The following is a 16,660-nucleotide window of genomic DNA, read 5'->3' as shown; positions in this document are numbered from 1 at the left end:
CCAACTGCGGTGGCGCGCAGTGAAAAGTTCTGCGCGCCACGATGCGGGAGTCGTGATCGACCACAGCGACAACTTGCTTTTTCGACGCCAGATCAATCGCTGCGACCGCGTAGTCACGGCGCACGATGCCCCGGAACTTGCTCAACCGATCGTTGCGACGCTTGTCTCCACGACTCAAACGACTAGCCTTAGACATTGACATCCTCCTTTTGTGGTTGGGATAACCAAGCCCCTTATGACCACATCAGGAGGATGTCCCAGTTACCAGCCCTTCCAGCTATTACTAGGAGGCCCGGAGCTTGCGGAGGGCCGTCACGAAGGGTCCTCGCACCTCAGGCAGCGCAGGGCGGGCCGTCACCCCCCGCCCCCTGAGGAGGCCCGGAGCTTGCGGAGGGCCGTCACGAAGGGTCCGGTACCTTCGGACCGTGACGACCCCGGAAGTCCTGCGCCTGAATTCGGTCGACTTCGTGCGGCAGTCCCGCGCGATCCTCGCCGACATCGACCTCACCGTCCGCGCCGGCGAGCGGTGGGCGCTCATCGGCCCGAACGGCGCCGGCAAGTCGACGATCCTGAGCCTGTGTGGCGCGGAACAGCATCCGACGCGCGGGACCGTCCATGTCCTCGGACACCAACTGGGGCGCGTCGAGACCCGGAAGCTGCGCGAGTCCATCGGCCACGTCAATCCGCGGCATCCGCTGCGGTCGCCGCTGTCGATCCGCGAGGTGGTGCTGACCGGTGCGACCGGCACGACCGAGCTGATGGACCACCGGGAACCCGCACCGGAGACACTGGCCCGCGCCGACGAACTGATCGAGATGCTCGGCCTGGGTGCGCTCGCATCGGCGCCGTGGACGAACCTGTCGCAGGGCGAACGCGGCCGGACCCTGATCGCCCGAGCGCTGCTCTCCGATCCTCGACTCCTGCTGCTCGACGAACCGTCGACCGGCCTCGATGTGGCTGCCCGCAAGCGTCTTCTGCAGACCGTCGACCGGCTGCACCGGACACATCCCGATCTCGCGACGGTGCTCGTCACCCATCACCTCGAGGAACTACCCGAGACGACCACGCATGCCGTGCTGGTGACCGGCGGCCGAATCCTCGCCGCCGGGCCGGTTCACGACATTCTCACCACAGCCCTGGTGACCGAGTGCTTCGACTACCCGATCGAGATCGCCCACCAAGAAGGGCGGTGGTCGGCGCGGGGGGTCACAGCGTGACGACGGCCCTATTCGCTGCTCCCTGAGAAGCGAGCTTGCGCGCGTCACGAAGGGTTCGTAACCTCGTATCGCCAGGACCCTTCGAGGCTCGTCGACCTCGACGCGCTCCTTCGTCGCTTGCTCGGCCCGGCGGCTATCGCTCCTCGCACCTCAGGGAGCAGGGGTTATGTTGTTCTTCCGGCTCAGAGAGCAGTGGTTACGTCGCCCTTCGGATCAGAAAGAGCGACGGCAGCTACGCCGACGGCGTCAGCGTCCAGCCGGCAGCTGCGGTCCGCTGGTTCCAGAACTCGGTGTATCGCCCACCGCGGGTGAGCAGTTCGTCGTGGGTGCCGATGTCGTCGACGCCGCCCTGATCGTCGAGCACGACGATCTGGTCGGCGGCGATCACGGTGGACAGCTTGTGCGCGATGACCAGCACCGTGCTGCGGTCGGCGAGCCGGCGGATGGATTCCGCGACGTGGGACTCGTTCTCGGGATCGAGAGCGCTGGTCGCCTCGTCGAACAGCACGATCGGCGCGTCCTTCAGCAGGGCGCGTGCGATCGAGACTCGTTGCCGCTCACCGCCGGACAGGGCCGAACCGCCCTCACCGACGACGGTCTGCCAGCCATCGGGCAGCCGGTCGACGATCGAGGTGACCCCCGCGGTCTCGGCGGCTGCTCGGATCTCGTCGTCGGTCGCATCTGGCCGTCCGAGTTTGATGTTCTCCCACAGGGTGTCGTCGAAGAGGTAGACGTCCTGGAACACCTGGGACAACTGGCCCATGAGTGCACCGGTCTCCTGCTCCCGCACGTCGACGCCGCCGACCTTCACGACGCCGCCGTCGACGTCGTAGAACCGGGCGATCAACCGGAAGATCGTCGACTTACCCGACCCCGACGGGCCGACGAGAGCCGTCATCGTGCCCGGGCGGGCACGCAGGGACACGTTGCGCAGGACCTGCGCGCCGGTGTCGTATCCGAAAGCGACACCGTCGAGTTCGACAGCACCGGGTTCGGTGATCGGCGTCGGCTGATCGGGCGCGGGCATCCGATCGGTGTCGAGCACACCGRTGATGCGGTTGATCTCGTCGGTGGACATGCGCAGGGTCGAACCCAGTTCGGCGAGTTCGCCGATCGGGCCGAAGAAGCGCGCCGCGAGACCGAAGACCGCGATCAGCAGCGCGGGCTCGATATGGCCCGACACGGCCAGCCACGCGCCGAGCGCGAGCACAGCACTGAAGACGACCTGCACCGACAACCCGTTCAGCAGAATGCCGAGGATCGATCGCCACAGCATCGACTTGCCCACGCGTGCTTGCTGTCCGAGCGCGTCGGCGAGCGGTTTGTGGGCGGAGTCCGAATCGCCGAAGGCCCGCAGCACAGCCTGGCAGCGGGCGAACTCGAGTACCCGGTTGTTGACCTTGACGGCCTCGGCGCGCTTGCGGCCCTCGGACTTCGCGAGGAACCGGCTCGACAGCTTGCCGACGTACATCAGGAGCAGTGTCCCGGCGACCATGAGAAGGCCGATGCGCCAGTCGAAGAAGCAGATGCCGATGACGACCACCACGGAGCTGACCGTGTTGACCACGACCGGGGTGATGTAGTGCGCCCCGGTGCTGCCCACGAACATCGTTCCCTTGACCGCGATCTGGGAGACGTCGCCGACCCGGTCGCGGGTGAACCAGCCGAGCGGCAACGTGACCATGTGATCGCCGAGACGGTGATGCAGCATGCGCATCGCGTAAAGCGCCATCGTCATGCCCTTGAGCGACTGCACGTAGGCACTGACCGCACAGATGACGACGAGAACGGCCAACGGCCACAACCACTTCGCCGCTGCCGACAGATCACCGGTCAACAGGTGTTCGACGATCGGAACCAGGGTGAGCATCGCCAACCCCTGCGCGACGCCGTAGACGACCACCCAGGTCAGGAAGATGACCATGCGGGCACGTTCGGAACCCAGGATCGTGTAGAAACCGCGGATCATCGTGCCACCTCGCTGCTCGCGACCGCGCCGCGCGCGATCTCCTCGTCCTGTCGGGTGGTCCCGGCCTCGTAGGCGGCCCACATCGACGCGTACAGCCCGCCGCGGGCGACCAGTTCGTCCTGCCGGCCCTGTTCGACGACCCGACCCCGGTCCAGGACGACGATGTTGTCCGCATGCGTGATCGAGCCGAGCCGGTGGGCGATGACGAGCACCGTTCGCCCGACCATCAGCGCGCCGATGGCCTGCTGGATCTGCGCCTCCGACTCGGGGTCGGCGAAGGCGGTGGCCTCGTCGAGGACGAGGATCGGCGTGTCGGCGAGCAGAGCCCGCGCGATCGAGACGCGTTGCGCCTCACCGCCGGAGAAGTGTGCACCATCGCCCACCACGGTGTCGTAGCCGTCGGGCAGCTCCAGGATGCGGTCGTGGATCTGCGCGGCCCGAGCGGCGTCGTAGACCTGCTCGTCGCTCGCGTCCGGACGGCCGAGCCGGATGTTGTCGCGCACCGACATCGTCAGCAGCTGCACGTCCTGCAGCACGAAACCGACGTGGCGGTAGAGCTCGGTCGGGGCGATGTCCCGCACGTTCACCCCGCCGATGCGCACCGCACCGGAGTCGGGATCGCCGAAGCGGGGCAGCAAGGTCGCGAGCGTCGATTTCCCACTTCCGGACGGTCCGACCAACGCGGTCACGGTCCCCTCGGCCAACTCGACGCTGACGTCGTCGAGGGCCTTCACCCCGGACGGCACGCCGAGACGCGGCGGGTAGGTGAAGTGCACGTTCTCGATCCGCACGTCGTGTCCGGCCGGCACCTGCGGGTTGTCCGGGACGTCCAACTCGGGCTCGGCGAGCAGCGCGGCGATACGGAGCGCGGCGGCCGACGCCTGCTGACGGGTGTGCACCGCGGTGGACACGGTGAGCAGCGCGGTGGGCAGCACCATCGCGATCAGCGTCGAGCCGACGAGTTCGATGGGCGCGACCCAGCCGTTGTCGACGAACCAGTACCCGACCCCGAGGTTGACCAGCAGGATCAGTGGCGCCGAGATCAGGACGGTCGTGACCGCCTGGACGCGCAGCATCGGGCCCATGTAGCCGGCGAAGTCGTCGTTGAACTCGTCTGCGGCGTCGACGAAACGCCGGTGCGCCTTACCCGTCTGCCCGAACGTCTTCACGACGGCGACACCCGAGATGAACTCGACGATGGTGGCGCTGATCCGCGCCACTCCCTTGTCCATCTTCTCCATCTCGGTCGTGAGGTCGCGAGCCATGTAGGAGTAGGTCAAGGCGTACAGCGGCACGGTGGCGACGGCGAGGAGCCCGAGACGCCAGTCCAGGTAGAAGCAGTAGATCAGCGCGAAGATCGGCGAGAGCATCGCAGCTGTCGCCTCGACCGTCGCGTGGGCGACGAGGTAGTGCAGGTCGGCGACGTCGTTCTGCACCGATTTGCGGACGGCGCCGGAGCTGGTGCGGCTGAACCACCCCAGCGGCAGCCGACCGAGCTTGTCCGCGATGCGAATTCGGAGCTGCGCCTGAAGGTCGAGGTCGGCGAAGTGGGTGATCGCGAGCGCGAGGAAACTGAAGGCGGCCCGAGCCCCGAGTCCGGCGACGACCAGCCATACGACCAGCCACACGCGCCCCGAATCGACCGGTCCGGGTTCGAGCAGGATGCGCCCGAGTTCGACGATCCCGATGAACGGCACCACCGTTGCGGCAGAGGCGAAGACCTGGACGAACTGGGCGAGCAGAGTGCGTGTCTTCACCGGGGCCAGGATGTCGGCGAGAGCGGCGGCTTTTGCCTTGGACTCGGATCTGGCCTGGGCGCGCGCGGCTTTCGGATCGTCGGGTTCGGCGTCGACATCGGAGACTGCTGCCGGCGCGGCCACATCGGTTCCGCCAATTGTCATATGCGCACAATAACGGCCGGACGCTGGGAAAGGAAAGCTACCCTAACTTCGACGCGGGCGGTCAGCGCGGCAGGATGCCGTCGAGGACCACCGACAGATACTGATCGGCGATCGAATCGACCGACATCGTGCCACCGGGCCGATACCACCGGACGGCGACCCACACGGTGTCGCGCATGAAGCGGTAGACGAGTTCGACGTCGAGATCGGCCCGGAACTCGCCGTTCTCGACACCGCGCTGCAGCACCGATTGCCACAGCTGCCGGAACTCGACGTTCAGCTCGGAGATGTAGGCGAAGCGCTCCTGGCCGGAGAGACGCTTCGCCTCGTCCTGGTAGATCGCGACCGCGTTGCGCTCGGCGTCGATGGACTCGAACGACGCGATCACGAGCCCGCGTAGGATCTCGGTCGCCGACCTGCTCGACGCCGCGATCTCCCGGTACCGGGCGAACAGGTCGTCGAGGAAACTCCGCAGGATCTCGTCGACCATCGACTCCTTGGAGTCGAAGTGGTGATAGAGGCTACCGGAGAGGATGCCGGCCGCATCGGCGATGTCCCGGACCGTCGTCGACCGCAGGCCCTGTTCGGCGAACATCTGCCCGGCCGTCGCCAGCAGCTCGTCCCGACGCGACGAGCGGGCCGGCGCATCGATCCTGGTCTGACCTCGTGGTGACAAGCGCATCCTCCTCAGAGACTGCGCTCACCCTAGCAAGCGCTTGGCCGGGACCGTCGGAGGACGATCCCGGCCAAGACGACCGATGCTACGCGCCGAGGCGCTTGCGCACCTTCTTCATCGCGCGGTTGTTGAAGAACTTCCACAACTTGAGCTGGTTGTCGGTGAGCTTGGTGTCCTTGGGCAGGAACGGCGGCGACATCATCTCCGCGACACTCACCGGCAGCGTCGAGAACGCGACGGCGCGAGCATGGCTGAACGTCTCGAAGCCGGTGTGTCCGTGATATCCGCCCATGCCACTGTTGCCGACACCCGCGAAGGGCAGCTCACCGCTGAACAGGTGGATCGCGAAGTCGTTGCCGTTGATCGAACCACTTCGGGTGTTGTCGGCGAGCTTCTGGAACCGCTCGTTCTGATCGCCGCACCAGTACATGGTCAGCGGATGCGGGTGCGAGCTGATCTGACTGATGACCTCGGACAGGTCGCGGTAGGGGTACACGGTCAGCACCGGACCGAAGACCTCGTCCTCCTCGATCTTCATGCCGGCCTTGACGCCGGTGAGCAGCGTCGGCGGGATCTTGCGTCGTTGCGCGTCCGGCAGCGGCTCGCCGCCCGGGATCACCTGACGCTTGGTGGCGCCGAGCTGCTCGGCGTCGTCGATGAGTCCGAGGATGCGGTCGTAGTTCTTCTGGTTGATCGTCGAGGTGAACTGGTCGTTGTCGATGATCGTCGGGAAATTCTTGGTCCACCGCGCGACGACCTTGTCGGTGAACTCACCGAGCTTGGCCTCGGGGACGAAGACGTAGTCCGGGCACAGACACACCTGGCCGCCGTTGACCATGCGGGCGTCCGCGAGCATCGTCGCGGCCTTGTCGATGTCGGCGTCGATGTCGACGACGGCCGGGTTCTTGCCGCCGAGTTCGAGGGTGACCGGGATCAGATTCTTCGCGGCCTCCTGGGCCACCGAGGCACCCACGCCGGGCGAGCCGGTGAAGAACATGTGGTCGACCTTGAGCTTCGCGAAGTCCGAACCCGAGCCGTGCTTCGAGGTGGCGACCGCCAATTCCTCGATCGAGAAATAGTTCGGTGCGTGCTTGGCGATCACGTCCGTGGTCTTCGCGGTCACCGACGACGGACGCAGGAGCACGCGATTGCCGGCCGCGAATGCCGACCCCGCGGGCACGATCGTCAGCTGCAGCGGGAAGTTCCACGGCCCCATGATGCCGACGACGCCCAGCGGGTCGTGGCGAATGCTCTGCTTGTATCCGAGCAGGCCCTGGATCTTGGCAACCTTGGACTCGGCCATCCAGTCCTTGACGCCGCGGCGCTGGTGCGCGAGGTCGATCATGCAACCGGCGACGTCGGCCGCCAGCGACAGCTCCCGTGGGCGGGCGCCGAAATCCTCGGCCAGCGCGGCGGCGATCTCGTCGGCGTTGTCGAGCAACAGGGCCGCGAGTCGCGTGATGCGGTCGATGCGGGTGTCGGCGTCGGGGATCCCGTCGCGCAGGAACGCCGCGCGCTGGATCTCGACCAGTTCGGTCAGGGTATGCGCCTCCGACGAGACGCCACGCGTCGAAATCGCGTCGGTGCTGGTGTGTTCAGCAGGCTTGGTCATCGAGATCCCCTCAGCTAGGTCGTGCTGCACCTGACGTGCGGCGTTGGAACGAAACGGTCCGCCTGTCCCACACAATAGTATGCGCCAGGTCACACCCATATGTGGGCACGCCTGTTGTCAGAATGCTACGACCCCGGGACCGAAACGTCGAGGGGTGCGACACCCCCGCTCCCTGAGGAGCGCCGGAGCCTGCGGAGGCGCGTCACGAAGGGTCACCAGGCCTTCGAGGCTCGTCGCTATCGCTCCTCGCACCTCAGGCAGCAGAGGGGTGGTCCTCGGGCAGCGAAGGGGTCGCTCAGCCGAGCCGCTCGATGATCGTGACGTTGGCGGTCCCGCCGCCTTCACACATCGTCTGCAGGCCGTAGCGGCCGCCGGTGCGTTCGAGTTCGTTGAGGAGGGTCGCGAACAGTTTGGCGCCGGTGGCGCCGAGGGGGTGGCCGAGTGCGATCGCGCCGCCGTTGGAGTTGACCTTGGCGGGGTCGGCGCCGGTCTCCTTGAGCCACGCCAGCACGACCGGCGCGAAGGCCTCGTTGATCTCGACGACGTCGATGTCGTCGATGGACAGTCCGGTCTTGCCGAGGGCGTACTCGGTGGCCGGGATGGGCGCGGAGAGCATCATCACCGGGTCGTCGCCGCGCACGGACATGTGGTGGATGCGGGCGCGGGGGGTGAGGTTGTGTTCCTTCAGTGCGCGCTCGGAGACGACGAGTGTCGCCGAGGAGCCGTCGGCGATCTGAGAGGCGACGGCCGCGGTGAGCCGCGAACCTTCGGCGAGGACCTGCAGGCCCGCCATCTTCTCCATCGAGGTCTCGCGCGGGCATTCGTCGACGACGCAGTCGCCGAGCGCGATGTTCTCGTTGTCGAACTTGCCCTCGGCGATCGCCGCCCGGGCCCGCTCGTGTGACTGCAGGGCCCAACGCTCCATGTCCTCGCGGCTGATGTCCCACTTCTTGGCCATCATGTCCGCGCCGAGGAATTGAGAGATCTGCGCATCCCCGAAACGCTCTTGCCAGCCCGCGGATTCGGCTGTGGGCGTGGTGAATCCGAATTCCTTGCCGGAGATCATCGCCTGCGAGATCGGGATGGAACTCATGTTCTGCAGGCCGCCGGCGACGACGATGTCCTGGGTACCGCTCATGACGCCCTGCGCGGCGAAGTGGATGGCCTGCTGGCTGGAGCCGCACTGACGGTCGACGGTGGTGCCGGGCACTTCGAGGGGGAGACCGGCTGCGAGCCAGGCGGTCCGGGCGACGTTGCCGGCCTGCCCACCGATCGTGTCGAGGCAACCGAACACCACATCGTCGACGGCTGCCGGGTCGATACCGGTGCGCTCGACGAGCGCGGAGATGATGTGGGCGCCGAGGTCGGCGGGGTGGGTCTTGGCCAGCGAGCCGTTGCGCTTGCCGACCGGGGTGCGGACGGCGTCGACGATGTAGGCCTGGGGTGTGGTCATGGTCGGTGCTCCTTGAATCGGTGGAAGTCGGTGGCGCCTCAGGCGCGCTGGCTGGAGATCGAGACGACCTCGCCGGTGAGGTAGGTGGTGTAGTCGCTGGCGAGCATCGCGACGGTCGCGGCGACCTCCCACACCTCGGCGGCGCGCCCGTAGGCCTCACGGGAGGCGAGTTCGTCGAGGAGGTCGTCGCTGGTGACCTTCGCGAGGAACGGGTGTTTCGCGATCGACGGCGCGATCGCGTTGATGCGCACCCCGACGTCGGCGGCCTCAAGTGCCGAACACCGGGTCAGGGCCATCACCCCGGCCTTCGCCGCGGCGTAGTGCGCCTGTCCGCGCTGGGCCCGCCAGCCGAGGACGGAGGCGTTGTTGACGATCACGCCGTTGTGCTCGACCGAGCCGAAGTACCGCAGAGCGGCCCGGGTGGCGCGGAAGGTGCCGGTGAGCGTGATGTCGAGGACGCGATCCCATTCCTCGTCGGTCATCTCGGCGACGGGGGTCTCCCCACCGAGCCCGGCATTATTGACCAGCACATCGATCCGCCCGAGTTCGGTTGCGGCGTCGGCGATCAGGGCGTCGACCTCCGCGGTCACCTGGACGTTGCAGGTGCGCTGGGCGATCGTGCGGTCGGGGAATTCGGCGGCCAGCTTATCGGCCGCCTCGCCGAGGCGCCGTTCGTGCCAGTCGCTGATGAGCACGTCCGCACCTTCGAGCAGGGCACGCCGGGCCGACGCGAAGCCGATTCCCGTTCCGGCGGCGGCAGTCACCACGACCTTCTTGCCCAGCAACAGGTCGTGCCCGGCGATCTCGGCGGGCGGAGTGGCGAGCGGGGAGAGTGCTCGACCCGCCGCGTGGGTCCCGTTGACGTCGACTCCGGTCATCTCAGCGTGCCTCTCGGGGTAGGCCGAGCACCCGCTCGGCGATGATGTTGCGCTGCACCTCGTTCGATCCGCCGTAGACCGTGTCGGCGCGGGTGAACAGGTAGAGCCGTTGCCATTCGTCGAGTTCGACGTTCTCCGGGTCGGTGATGTCGTTGGCCTTGCCCTCGGCGGTCGCGGCCGGACCGATCAGCGACGGCGCGCCGACGACGTCCATCGCGAGCTCACCGAGGTCGCGATGCCAGTTGGCCCACAACAACTTCGACACAGATGCGGCGCCCGCTTGCGAGGTCACGTCGCCGTCGAGCGTCCGTTGGGCGTGCGCCCGCATCACGGTCAGCCCGATGTCGGCGCGTGCCAGACGCGATGCGATCTCCGGATCGTCCAGCGCACCGTTGGCTCGCGCGAGATCGGTGAGATTGCCCAGCTCGCGCGCGAATCCGACCTGCTGACCCAACGTCGACACACCGCGCTCGAACTGCAGCAGTCCCATCGCGACCTTCCAGCCGTCGCCGGGTTCGCCGACGATCAGGTCGGCTTCGGTTTCCGCGTCGTCGAAGAACACCTCGTTGAATTCCGAAGTGCCGGTGAGCTGTTGGATCGGCCGGACGGTGATGCCCGGCTGGTCGAGCGGCACCAGCAGGAAACTCAGCCCGGCATGGCGCGACGATCCCTTCTCGGTACGCGCGATCACGAACACCCACTGCGCGACATGCGCGAGCGAGGTCCAGATCTTCTGCCCGTTGATGATCCACTTGCCGCCTTCGAGACGTGCGGACGTGGACACGCCGGCGAGATCCGAGCCGGCGCCCGGCTCGGAGTAGCCCTGCGACCACAGTTCGGTGACGTCGACGATCCCGGGTAGCAGACGCTGCTTCTGCTCGTCGGTGCCGTAGGCGATCAGCGTGGGACCGAGCAGCTCCTCACCCAGGTGATTCACCCGCGCGGGCGCGTTCGCACGGGCGTATTCGCGGTGGAAGATGATCCGCTGCTCCAGGGTCGCCCCCCGGCCGCCGTACTCGACCGGCCAGCCGATGCAGGTCCAGCCGGCGCGGGCGAGATGACGATCCCATTCGAGGCGTTCGGCGAAGAACTCATGCTCACTGCCCGGGCCTCCCCGACCCTTCAGATCGGCGAAGTCGCCCGCCAGGTTCTCGTCGAGCCACGTCCGCACCGCGGCCGCGAACTCGGCGGTGGCGTTCGGCGTCGATTTCGCCCATTCACCCAGGTCGACGGCACGATCGGCGAGATTCGTCGTGGTCATGGGCGCTAGCATAACGCACCAAGCAAGTGCTAGGTTGGGGCGCATGGCGCAGACCTCTCTGCACGAGACTCTCCCCTCTCCCACCACACCGGCCGCAGTTCGACGCGCAGCACAGACCTGGCCCGACCGTATCGCTCTGGTCGACGGTCAGTGGCACCCTTCGTCGCATCCGCGTCTCGAGTTGACCTGGACGCAGCTGCACGGCGTGGTCCGCGCTGTCGCCGGCGCGTTGGTGGCGTCGGGCATCCAGGCCGGGGACCGGGTCGCCATCTGGTCGCCCAACAGCTTCCACTGGCCGATCGCGGCGCTCGGCGTCCACTACGCGGGTGCCACACTCGTTCCGCTCAACACCCGCTACACCGCAGGCGAGGCGATCGAGATCATCGAACGGTCGGGGGCCCGCGCCGTCATCGTGTCGGGCGAGTTCCTCGGTGCCGACCACGCATCGGAGCTCCTGCGCGACCACCGCGACTCGATGCCCGATGTGGTCATCCGGGTGCCGCTGACCAGCGGCACGCCGGCCCCCGACGGCGCCGTCGACTGGCACGAGTTCCTCGAGCGGGCGAGCGACGATGCGCAGGCCGAGGCCGACCGTCGCGCGGACGCAGTCTCCCCCGACGACATCTCCGACATCCTCTTCACCTCCGGCACGACCGGAAAGTCCAAGGGCGTGCTGGCGACCCACCGACAGACCCTTTCCGGGTCGTACGGGTGGGGCGCGAACGCTGGACTGCACCCCGGTGACCGCTACCTGATGGTCAATCCGTATTTCCACACCTTCGGTTACAAGGCGGGCATCCTGCCGAGCGTCCTGTTCGGTGTGACGATGTTGCCGCTCGCCGTCTACTCACCGGACCAGGCGATGACGCTCGTGTCCGACGAACGCGCGACGGTCTTCCCGGGCGCACCCACGATCTTCCAGACCATCCTCGACGACCCGAAGCGCGCCGACCACGATCTCTCCAGTCTCCGCATCGTCATCACCGGCGCAGCGATCGTGCCCGTCGTCCTCGTCGAACGCCTCCAGCAGGACCTCGGCGTGGACACCGTCGTCACCGCGTACGGCCTGACCGAGGCGAGCGGCTTCGTGTCGACCTGCACCCCCGACGACGACGACGCCACCGTCGCCAACACCTGCGGCCGCGCGTTCCCGGGGATGGAGATCAGGCTCTCCGACGACGGTGAGGTGCTGGCCCGCGGCGACATGGTGATGGTCGGTTACCTCGACGACCCGGACGCCACCGCCGCGACGATCGACGCCGACGGGTGGCTCCACACCGGCGACATCGGGACCATCGACGAGCGCGGCAACCTCAAGATCACCGACCGGCTCAAAGACATGTACATCTGCGGCGGGTTCAACGTCTACCCCGCCGAGATCGAGCAGACCCTCGCGCGGCTCGACGGTGTCACCGAGTCCGCGGTCGTCGGCGTGCCCGACGCCCGGCTCGGCGAGGTGGGCCGCGCCTACCTGACGGTCCGCGCGGACGCCGACCTCGACGAGGCGCAGGTCATCGCGTTCGCCAAGGAGCACCTCGCCAACTTCAAGATCCCCCGGTCGGTGGTCTTCGTCGACGAGTTCCCCCGCAACGCGTCGGGCAAGATCCTCAAGCGCAACCTCACCTGACCCCCAGGGATTTCGTAGCGCCAATGCGCGCTATTCACACACTGACGCTACGAAGTTCGGGGCTGGGAACCGGCCGGACGTGCGGTGCGTCGAAGTGTGTATGACCGACGACCTGCGCGCCATGATCGCTTCCCACGACGGCGTCTTCACCACGCATCAGGCACACTCGCACGGCGTATCGGCCGACGGCATCCGGCATCGGGTTCGGACCGGACAGTGGGTCCGGGTCACGCGAGGTGTCTTCCGGGTGGCCGACCGAACGGTCGACGATCGGATGCGGATGCGGCTCGTCGGGGTTCGCCACGCGCGCGGGCGATGCTGGAGGCGATGTCGTCGGGCGCGAGGTCGGAGGCGGAGCGGATCACCGCGAAGCTACTCGACGGAAGCGGATTCACGGGGTGGTCGGCCAACACGCCGGCGTGTGGCTACGTCCTCGACTTCGCGTTCGAGGCGTCGAAGATCGCCATCGAGATCGATGGGATGGCTTTCCACAGTGACGCCGTCGCATTCCAGCGAGACCGCACCCGACAGAACGACCTCGTCAGATCCGTACAGCCCTACGACGGAAATCCGTAGCGTAGATGCGGATATAGCGCGTATCCGCGCTACGAAATCCCGTCAGGTGCGGGGTTTCACCAGCGGGAACAGGATGGTGTCGCGGATACCGAGGCCGGTGAGGGCCATCAGCAGGCGGTCGATGCCCATGCCGGTGCCGGTGGTCGGGGGCATGCCGTACTCCATCGCGGCGAGGAACTCTTCGTCGAGGACCATCGCCTCGTCGTCGCCGGCGGCGGCCAGGCGGGCCTGATCGGCGAAGCGCTCGCGCTGGATGACGGGGTCGACGAGTTCGGAATATCCGGTCGCCAGCTCGAAGCCGCGTACGTAGAGGTCCCACTTCTCCACGACGCCGATCTGCGACCGGTGTGCGCGGACGAGTGGCGAGGTCTCGACCGGGAAGTCGCGGACGAAGACCGGGCGGTCCAGCTTCTCGCCGACCATGTGCTCCCAGAGTTCCTCGACGAGCTTGCCGTGCCCGTATCCCTTGTCCTTCGGGATCTCGAGGCCGACGCGCGCCGCGATGGCCAGCAACTGCTCGACGGTGGTCTCCCCGTCGGCGCCGGCCGGGACGATCTGCTCGCCCAGCGCCTCCGACAGCGACGGGTACATCTCGAGTGCGGTCCACTCACCCGAGAGGTCGTAGGTGGAACCGTCCGGCATGGTAGGGGTCTGGGTGCCGAGCGCCGCCTGCGAAACCTCTTGCACCAGTTCGCGGATCATGACGGCGGAGTCGTCGTAGGTGCCGTAGGCCTGATAGGTCTCGAGCATCGCGAACTCCGGCGAATGCGTGGAGTCGGCACCCTCGTTGCGGAAGTTACGGTTGATCTCGAAGACGCGCTCGATGCCGCCGACCACACAGCGCTTGAGGAACAGCTCCGGTGCGATGCGCAGGAACAGGTCGATGTCGAAGGCATTGGAGTGCGTGACGAACGGTCGCGCGGCCGCCCCACCGTGCAGGGTCTGCAGCATCGGGGTCTCGACCTCGAGGAAACCCCGACGGCCCAGCGCCGCACGGAGTTCGGCGATCACCGAGATCCGGGTGCGGGCGATGCTGCGGGCCTCCGGGCGCATGATGAGGTCGACGTAGCGCTGCCGGACGCGAGTCTCCTCGTTCATGTCCTTGTGCGCGACGGGCAACGGCCGCAACGACTTCGACGCCATCTGCCAGCCGTCGGCCATCACCGAGAGTTCGCCGGTGCGCGAGCTGATGACCTCGCCCGAGATGAACACGATGTCCCCGAGATCCACCTCGGACTTCCACCGCGCCAGCGCTTCCTCGCCGACGCCGTTGAAGCTGACCATCGCCTGCAGCTGCGTGCCGTCGCCCTCCTGCAGCGTGGCGAAGCAGAGCTTGCCCTTGTTGCGCAAGAAGATCACGCGTCCGCTCACGCCGACGTGCTGTCCGGTCTCGGTACCGGCCTCGAGGTCGGGGTAGGCCGCGCGGATCTCACCGAGGCTGTGGGTGCGCGGGATGGCGACCGGGTAGGCCTCGCGACCCTCGGCCAGGATCCGCTCACGCTTCTCGCGGCGGATGCGCAACTGCTCGGGCGTCTGCTCGTCGGTCGCTTCGGGGGTGGCGGTGCTGGTCGGGCTGTCACTCACCCCACGCACCCTATCGGGGCCGGTCATCGACTCCAACTCACCGCCGCGCGGTGACCGCGGACACAATTGGGTCGGCCTGGGCGGGTTCAGCTCTCGTGGGCGGAGATGACGGCGAGGTCGTCGGGCCGAATCCGGCCGTTGACCCGTGCCGACCGCATCCGACGGTGCCCGCCGACGACGAACACCGCACCGTGCACCCCGCGCGCCTGCAGGTGCCAGGCGAGCCATTCGGCCTCGTGCCCGTCCTCGCTGACGAGGATCCATCGTGATTCCGGCCGGGCGACGCGCAGTGAGTCCGGGGTGTCCGGCGTGAGCCGGTCGAGAACCTCGACGGCGTCGATGGCCAGGGCCCCGAAAAGTGCGCCGTCGAGCTGACGGCGCCGGTGGGAGCGGACGTCGACGGGGGTGGCACCGGCGGCGACGGCGGACGCGTAGTCCTCGACCCGCAACGACAGCGGCGCAGACGGGGCCGGGGCGACGGTCGGCGGTACAGCGGCGAACACCGAAGCAGGGGCGAACACCGTACCGGCGGAAGAAGGACGAGTAGAAGAAGCAACCGAAGCGGTCATGAGAGGAAGTCCTCAGGTGATCGAGATCGAGCGGGGAGCGCGAAGGAGGGCAGCCGCAGACGCGGTACTAGCCCTGACAACACTCCCGACAGCTCGTGATCACGGCGACGAGTATGCCACAGCACACCCGCACCGGCCAGACCCCGACCCGACCGAGGTCGTCACACCGACGTCGTCACACTTCCGGCGGCTGCCACCGCTGCACGCGTCGCATCTGCGCGTTCAGGACGGCGTCGGGCGTCATGCGCAGAGCGAGGTCGCGCGCCCAGACCGCGGGGCCGGCACGCAGTTGCCCGACCCGGCCGATCATCGACGCCTGCCGCGCGATCCGCTGGGTCCGCGGGCGTCGGAGCCGGTCGTAGGTGCGCAAGGCCTCGTCGAGGTCAGCGCGGCCGTGCCGGCGTAGCAGCGCGGTCAGGGTGGCCGCGTCCTCCATCGCCTGGTTGGCACCTTGACCCAGATTCGGGGTCATCGCGTGCGCGGCGTCGCCGACGAGAACACTCGCGCACCCCCGGCCCGCTCTGACGAACGTCGGCAGCGGCTTGGCGAGCTCCTCGATCGGCAGGTATCCGACGGTCGCCGGATCGGTGGCGTCGAGCAGCTGCCCGATCGGTCGATGCCACCCCGAAAACCGTTGCCGCACTGCATCGAGCCCGCCCGCCGCGTCATCCCCGTCGTCCGACACCGAGGCGAACCAGTAGACATGCCCGTCAGGGAGCGGCGCAATCCCGAAACGCGCCCCACGTCCGGTCGTCTCGCCGGCCGCGTCGACCGACACCGGGGTCGTCGTGATGGCCCGCCACGCGGAGTAGCCACATCGCCGGGCGCCGGGGTCCTCGACGACCGCGGCACGCACCCGGCTGCGCAGACCGTCGGCGCCGACGATCAGATCGCAGTCACCGATCTCGGTGCCGTCGGCCAGTCGTATGAGACCACGGTCGGACATGGTGTCATCGACGCCGGAACCGGTCCTGATGTCCACGACGTCGGCCGCGGCCGCGAGGAGGGCCGCGTGGAGATCGGTGCGGCGGACGACGCGCATGTCGGTCAGCGACGCCGGGTCGAACCGACTGAGCCATCGCCCGCCCGGTGTCCGGGTTCCGCTCGCCGGCGGGGTCGGCGCCGCGGCGTCGCCGAGGACCGACCGCATACCCAACGCATCGAGTGCACGGACCCCGTTGGCGAAGATGCTCAGGCCCGCACCCCCGCCGCGTATCTCGGGCGCGCGCTCGACGACCGTCACCCGGGCACCCGTCGATGCCAGTCCGACCGCGGTACACAGGCCGGCGATCCCGGCCCCCACCACGACGACCTTCATGAGACTGTTCTCCACATGG

General features: G+C 67.8%; 14 protein-coding genes and 1 pseudogene. 4 read left to right on the top strand and 11 right to left on the bottom strand.

Annotated elements, in window-relative coordinates; all coding sequences use genetic code 11:
- Positions 1-196, bottom strand: a 196-nt coding sequence (locus A9310_RS26115; RefSeq protein ID WP_217492959.1) for a hypothetical protein, incomplete at its 3' end; no start/stop codon positions are given.
- A gap of 229 nt (positions 197-425) precedes the next feature.
- Between A9310_RS26115 and A9310_RS04920 the strand changes: the two genes are divergently transcribed.
- Positions 426-1,217: an ABC transporter ATP-binding protein gene (locus tag A9310_RS04920; protein ID WP_065629619.1), complete on the top strand. Its 792-nt coding sequence runs from the start codon at positions 426-428 to the stop codon at positions 1,215-1,217.
- A 232-nt stretch (positions 1,218-1,449) separates the two neighbouring features.
- Here A9310_RS04920 and A9310_RS04915 read toward each other — a convergent pair whose 3' ends face one another.
- From A9310_RS04915 to A9310_RS04885, 7 genes are all read right to left on the bottom strand, one after another.
- A complete protein-coding gene (locus tag A9310_RS04915) occupies positions 1,450-3,186 on the bottom strand; it encodes an ABC transporter ATP-binding protein (protein ID WP_065629618.1) in 1,737 nt (578 codons plus the stop codon).
- Complete coding sequence (locus A9310_RS04910) at positions 3,183-5,087, bottom strand: ABC transporter ATP-binding protein (protein WP_065629617.1); 1,905 nt, start codon at positions 5,085-5,087, stop codon at positions 3,183-3,185. The genes A9310_RS04915 and A9310_RS04910 overlap by 4 nt, the downstream gene beginning before the upstream one ends.
- A gap of 61 nt (positions 5,088-5,148) precedes the next feature.
- Positions 5,149-5,769, bottom strand: coding sequence for a TetR/AcrR family transcriptional regulator (locus A9310_RS04905; protein WP_139104540.1), 621 nt, complete (start codon positions 5,767-5,769; stop codon positions 5,149-5,151).
- Between the two features lie 79 nt (positions 5,770-5,848).
- Positions 5,849-7,375: an aldehyde dehydrogenase family protein gene (locus A9310_RS04900; protein ID WP_065629616.1), complete on the bottom strand. Its 1,527-nt coding sequence runs from the start codon at positions 7,373-7,375 to the stop codon at positions 5,849-5,851.
- A 295-nt stretch (positions 7,376-7,670) separates the two neighbouring features.
- A complete protein-coding gene (locus tag A9310_RS04895) occupies positions 7,671-8,828 on the bottom strand; it encodes an acetyl-CoA C-acetyltransferase (protein WP_065629615.1) in 1,158 nt (385 codons plus the stop codon).
- Between the two features lie 38 nt (positions 8,829-8,866).
- Positions 8,867-9,706, bottom strand: a complete 840-nt coding sequence (locus A9310_RS04890) for an SDR family oxidoreductase (protein ID WP_065629614.1) — start codon at positions 9,704-9,706, stop codon at positions 8,867-8,869.
- A 1-nt stretch (position 9,707) separates the two neighbouring features.
- Positions 9,708-10,967 carry an acyl-CoA dehydrogenase family protein gene (locus A9310_RS04885; protein ID WP_065629613.1) on the bottom strand — a complete coding sequence of 420 codons (1,260 nt, stop codon included), beginning with the start codon at positions 10,965-10,967 and terminating at the stop codon, positions 9,708-9,710.
- A gap of 43 nt (positions 10,968-11,010) precedes the next feature.
- On the opposite strand from A9310_RS04885, the gene A9310_RS04880 reads away from it, so the two are divergent.
- From A9310_RS04880 to A9310_RS26220, 3 genes and pseudogenes are all read left to right on the top strand, one after another.
- Positions 11,011-12,594, top strand: a complete 1,584-nt coding sequence (locus A9310_RS04880) for a FadD3 family acyl-CoA ligase (protein WP_065629612.1) — start codon at positions 11,011-11,013, stop codon at positions 12,592-12,594.
- Positions 12,595-12,694: 100 nt separating this feature from the next.
- Positions 12,695-12,787: pseudogene (locus tag A9310_RS26225) on the top strand (hypothetical protein); the annotation flags it as partial.
- Positions 12,788-12,921: 134 nt separating this feature from the next.
- Complete coding sequence (locus A9310_RS26220) at positions 12,922-13,170, top strand: endonuclease domain-containing protein (RefSeq protein WP_240199163.1); 249 nt, start codon at positions 12,922-12,924, stop codon at positions 13,168-13,170.
- 42 nt (positions 13,171-13,212) lie between these two features.
- Here the strand turns inward: A9310_RS26220 and lysS are convergent, their stop codons facing one another.
- The 3 genes from lysS to A9310_RS04855 form a co-directional block, all read right to left on the bottom strand.
- Complete coding sequence (lysS, locus tag A9310_RS04865) at positions 13,213-14,781, bottom strand: lysine--tRNA ligase (RefSeq protein WP_139104539.1); 1,569 nt, start codon at positions 14,779-14,781, stop codon at positions 13,213-13,215.
- Positions 14,782-14,840: 59 nt separating this feature from the next.
- Complete coding sequence (locus A9310_RS04860) at positions 14,841-15,323, bottom strand: hypothetical protein (protein WP_065629608.1); 483 nt, start codon at positions 15,321-15,323, stop codon at positions 14,841-14,843.
- A 175-nt stretch (positions 15,324-15,498) separates the two neighbouring features.
- Positions 15,499-16,641 (bottom strand): FAD-dependent oxidoreductase, encoded by a 1,143-nt coding sequence (locus A9310_RS04855; protein WP_065629642.1) that lies wholly within the window; start codon positions 16,639-16,641, stop codon positions 15,499-15,501.
- Between the last annotated feature and the right edge of the window lie 19 nt (positions 16,642-16,660).

The organism is Gordonia sp. UCD-TK1 (assembly GCF_001691435.1).
Lineage (GTDB): Bacteria > Actinomycetota > Actinomycetes > Mycobacteriales > Mycobacteriaceae > Gordonia > Gordonia hongkongensis.
Note: the sequence above shows the minus strand (reverse complement) of the source record. Positions and strands in the feature narration are given on the sequence as shown.

Excerpts from the sequence above, each read along its gene's own strand:
- A9310_RS04910 (WP_065629617.1), bottom strand. The coding sequence starts at position 5,087 with ATGACAATTGGCGGAACCGATGTGGCCGCGCCGGCAGCAGTCTCCGAT.
- A9310_RS04905 (WP_139104540.1), bottom strand. The coding sequence starts at position 5,769 with ATGCGCTTGTCACCACGAGGTCAGACCAGGATCGATGCGCCGGCCCGC.
- A9310_RS04900 (WP_065629616.1), bottom strand. The coding sequence starts at position 7,375 with ATGACCAAGCCTGCTGAACACACCAGCACCGACGCGATTTCGACGCGT.
- A9310_RS04895 (WP_065629615.1), bottom strand. The coding sequence starts at position 8,828 with ATGACCACACCCCAGGCCTACATCGTCGACGCCGTCCGCACCCCGGTC.
- A9310_RS04890 (WP_065629614.1), bottom strand. The coding sequence starts at position 9,706 with ATGACCGGAGTCGACGTCAACGGGACCCACGCGGCGGGTCGAGCACTC.
- A9310_RS04885 (WP_065629613.1), bottom strand. The coding sequence starts at position 10,967 with ATGACCACGACGAATCTCGCCGATCGTGCCGTCGACCTGGGTGAATGG.
- A9310_RS04880 (WP_065629612.1), top strand. The coding sequence starts at position 11,011 with ATGGCGCAGACCTCTCTGCACGAGACTCTCCCCTCTCCCACCACACCG.
- A9310_RS26220 (WP_240199163.1), top strand. The coding sequence starts at position 12,922 with ATGTCGTCGGGCGCGAGGTCGGAGGCGGAGCGGATCACCGCGAAGCTA.
- lysS (WP_139104539.1), bottom strand. The coding sequence starts at position 14,781 with ATGACCGGCCCCGATAGGGTGCGTGGGGTGAGTGACAGCCCGACCAGC.
- A9310_RS04860 (WP_065629608.1), bottom strand. The coding sequence starts at position 15,323 with ATGACCGCTTCGGTTGCTTCTTCTACTCGTCCTTCTTCCGCCGGTACG.
- A9310_RS04855 (WP_065629642.1), bottom strand. The coding sequence starts at position 16,641 with ATGAAGGTCGTCGTGGTGGGGGCCGGGATCGCCGGCCTGTGTACCGCG.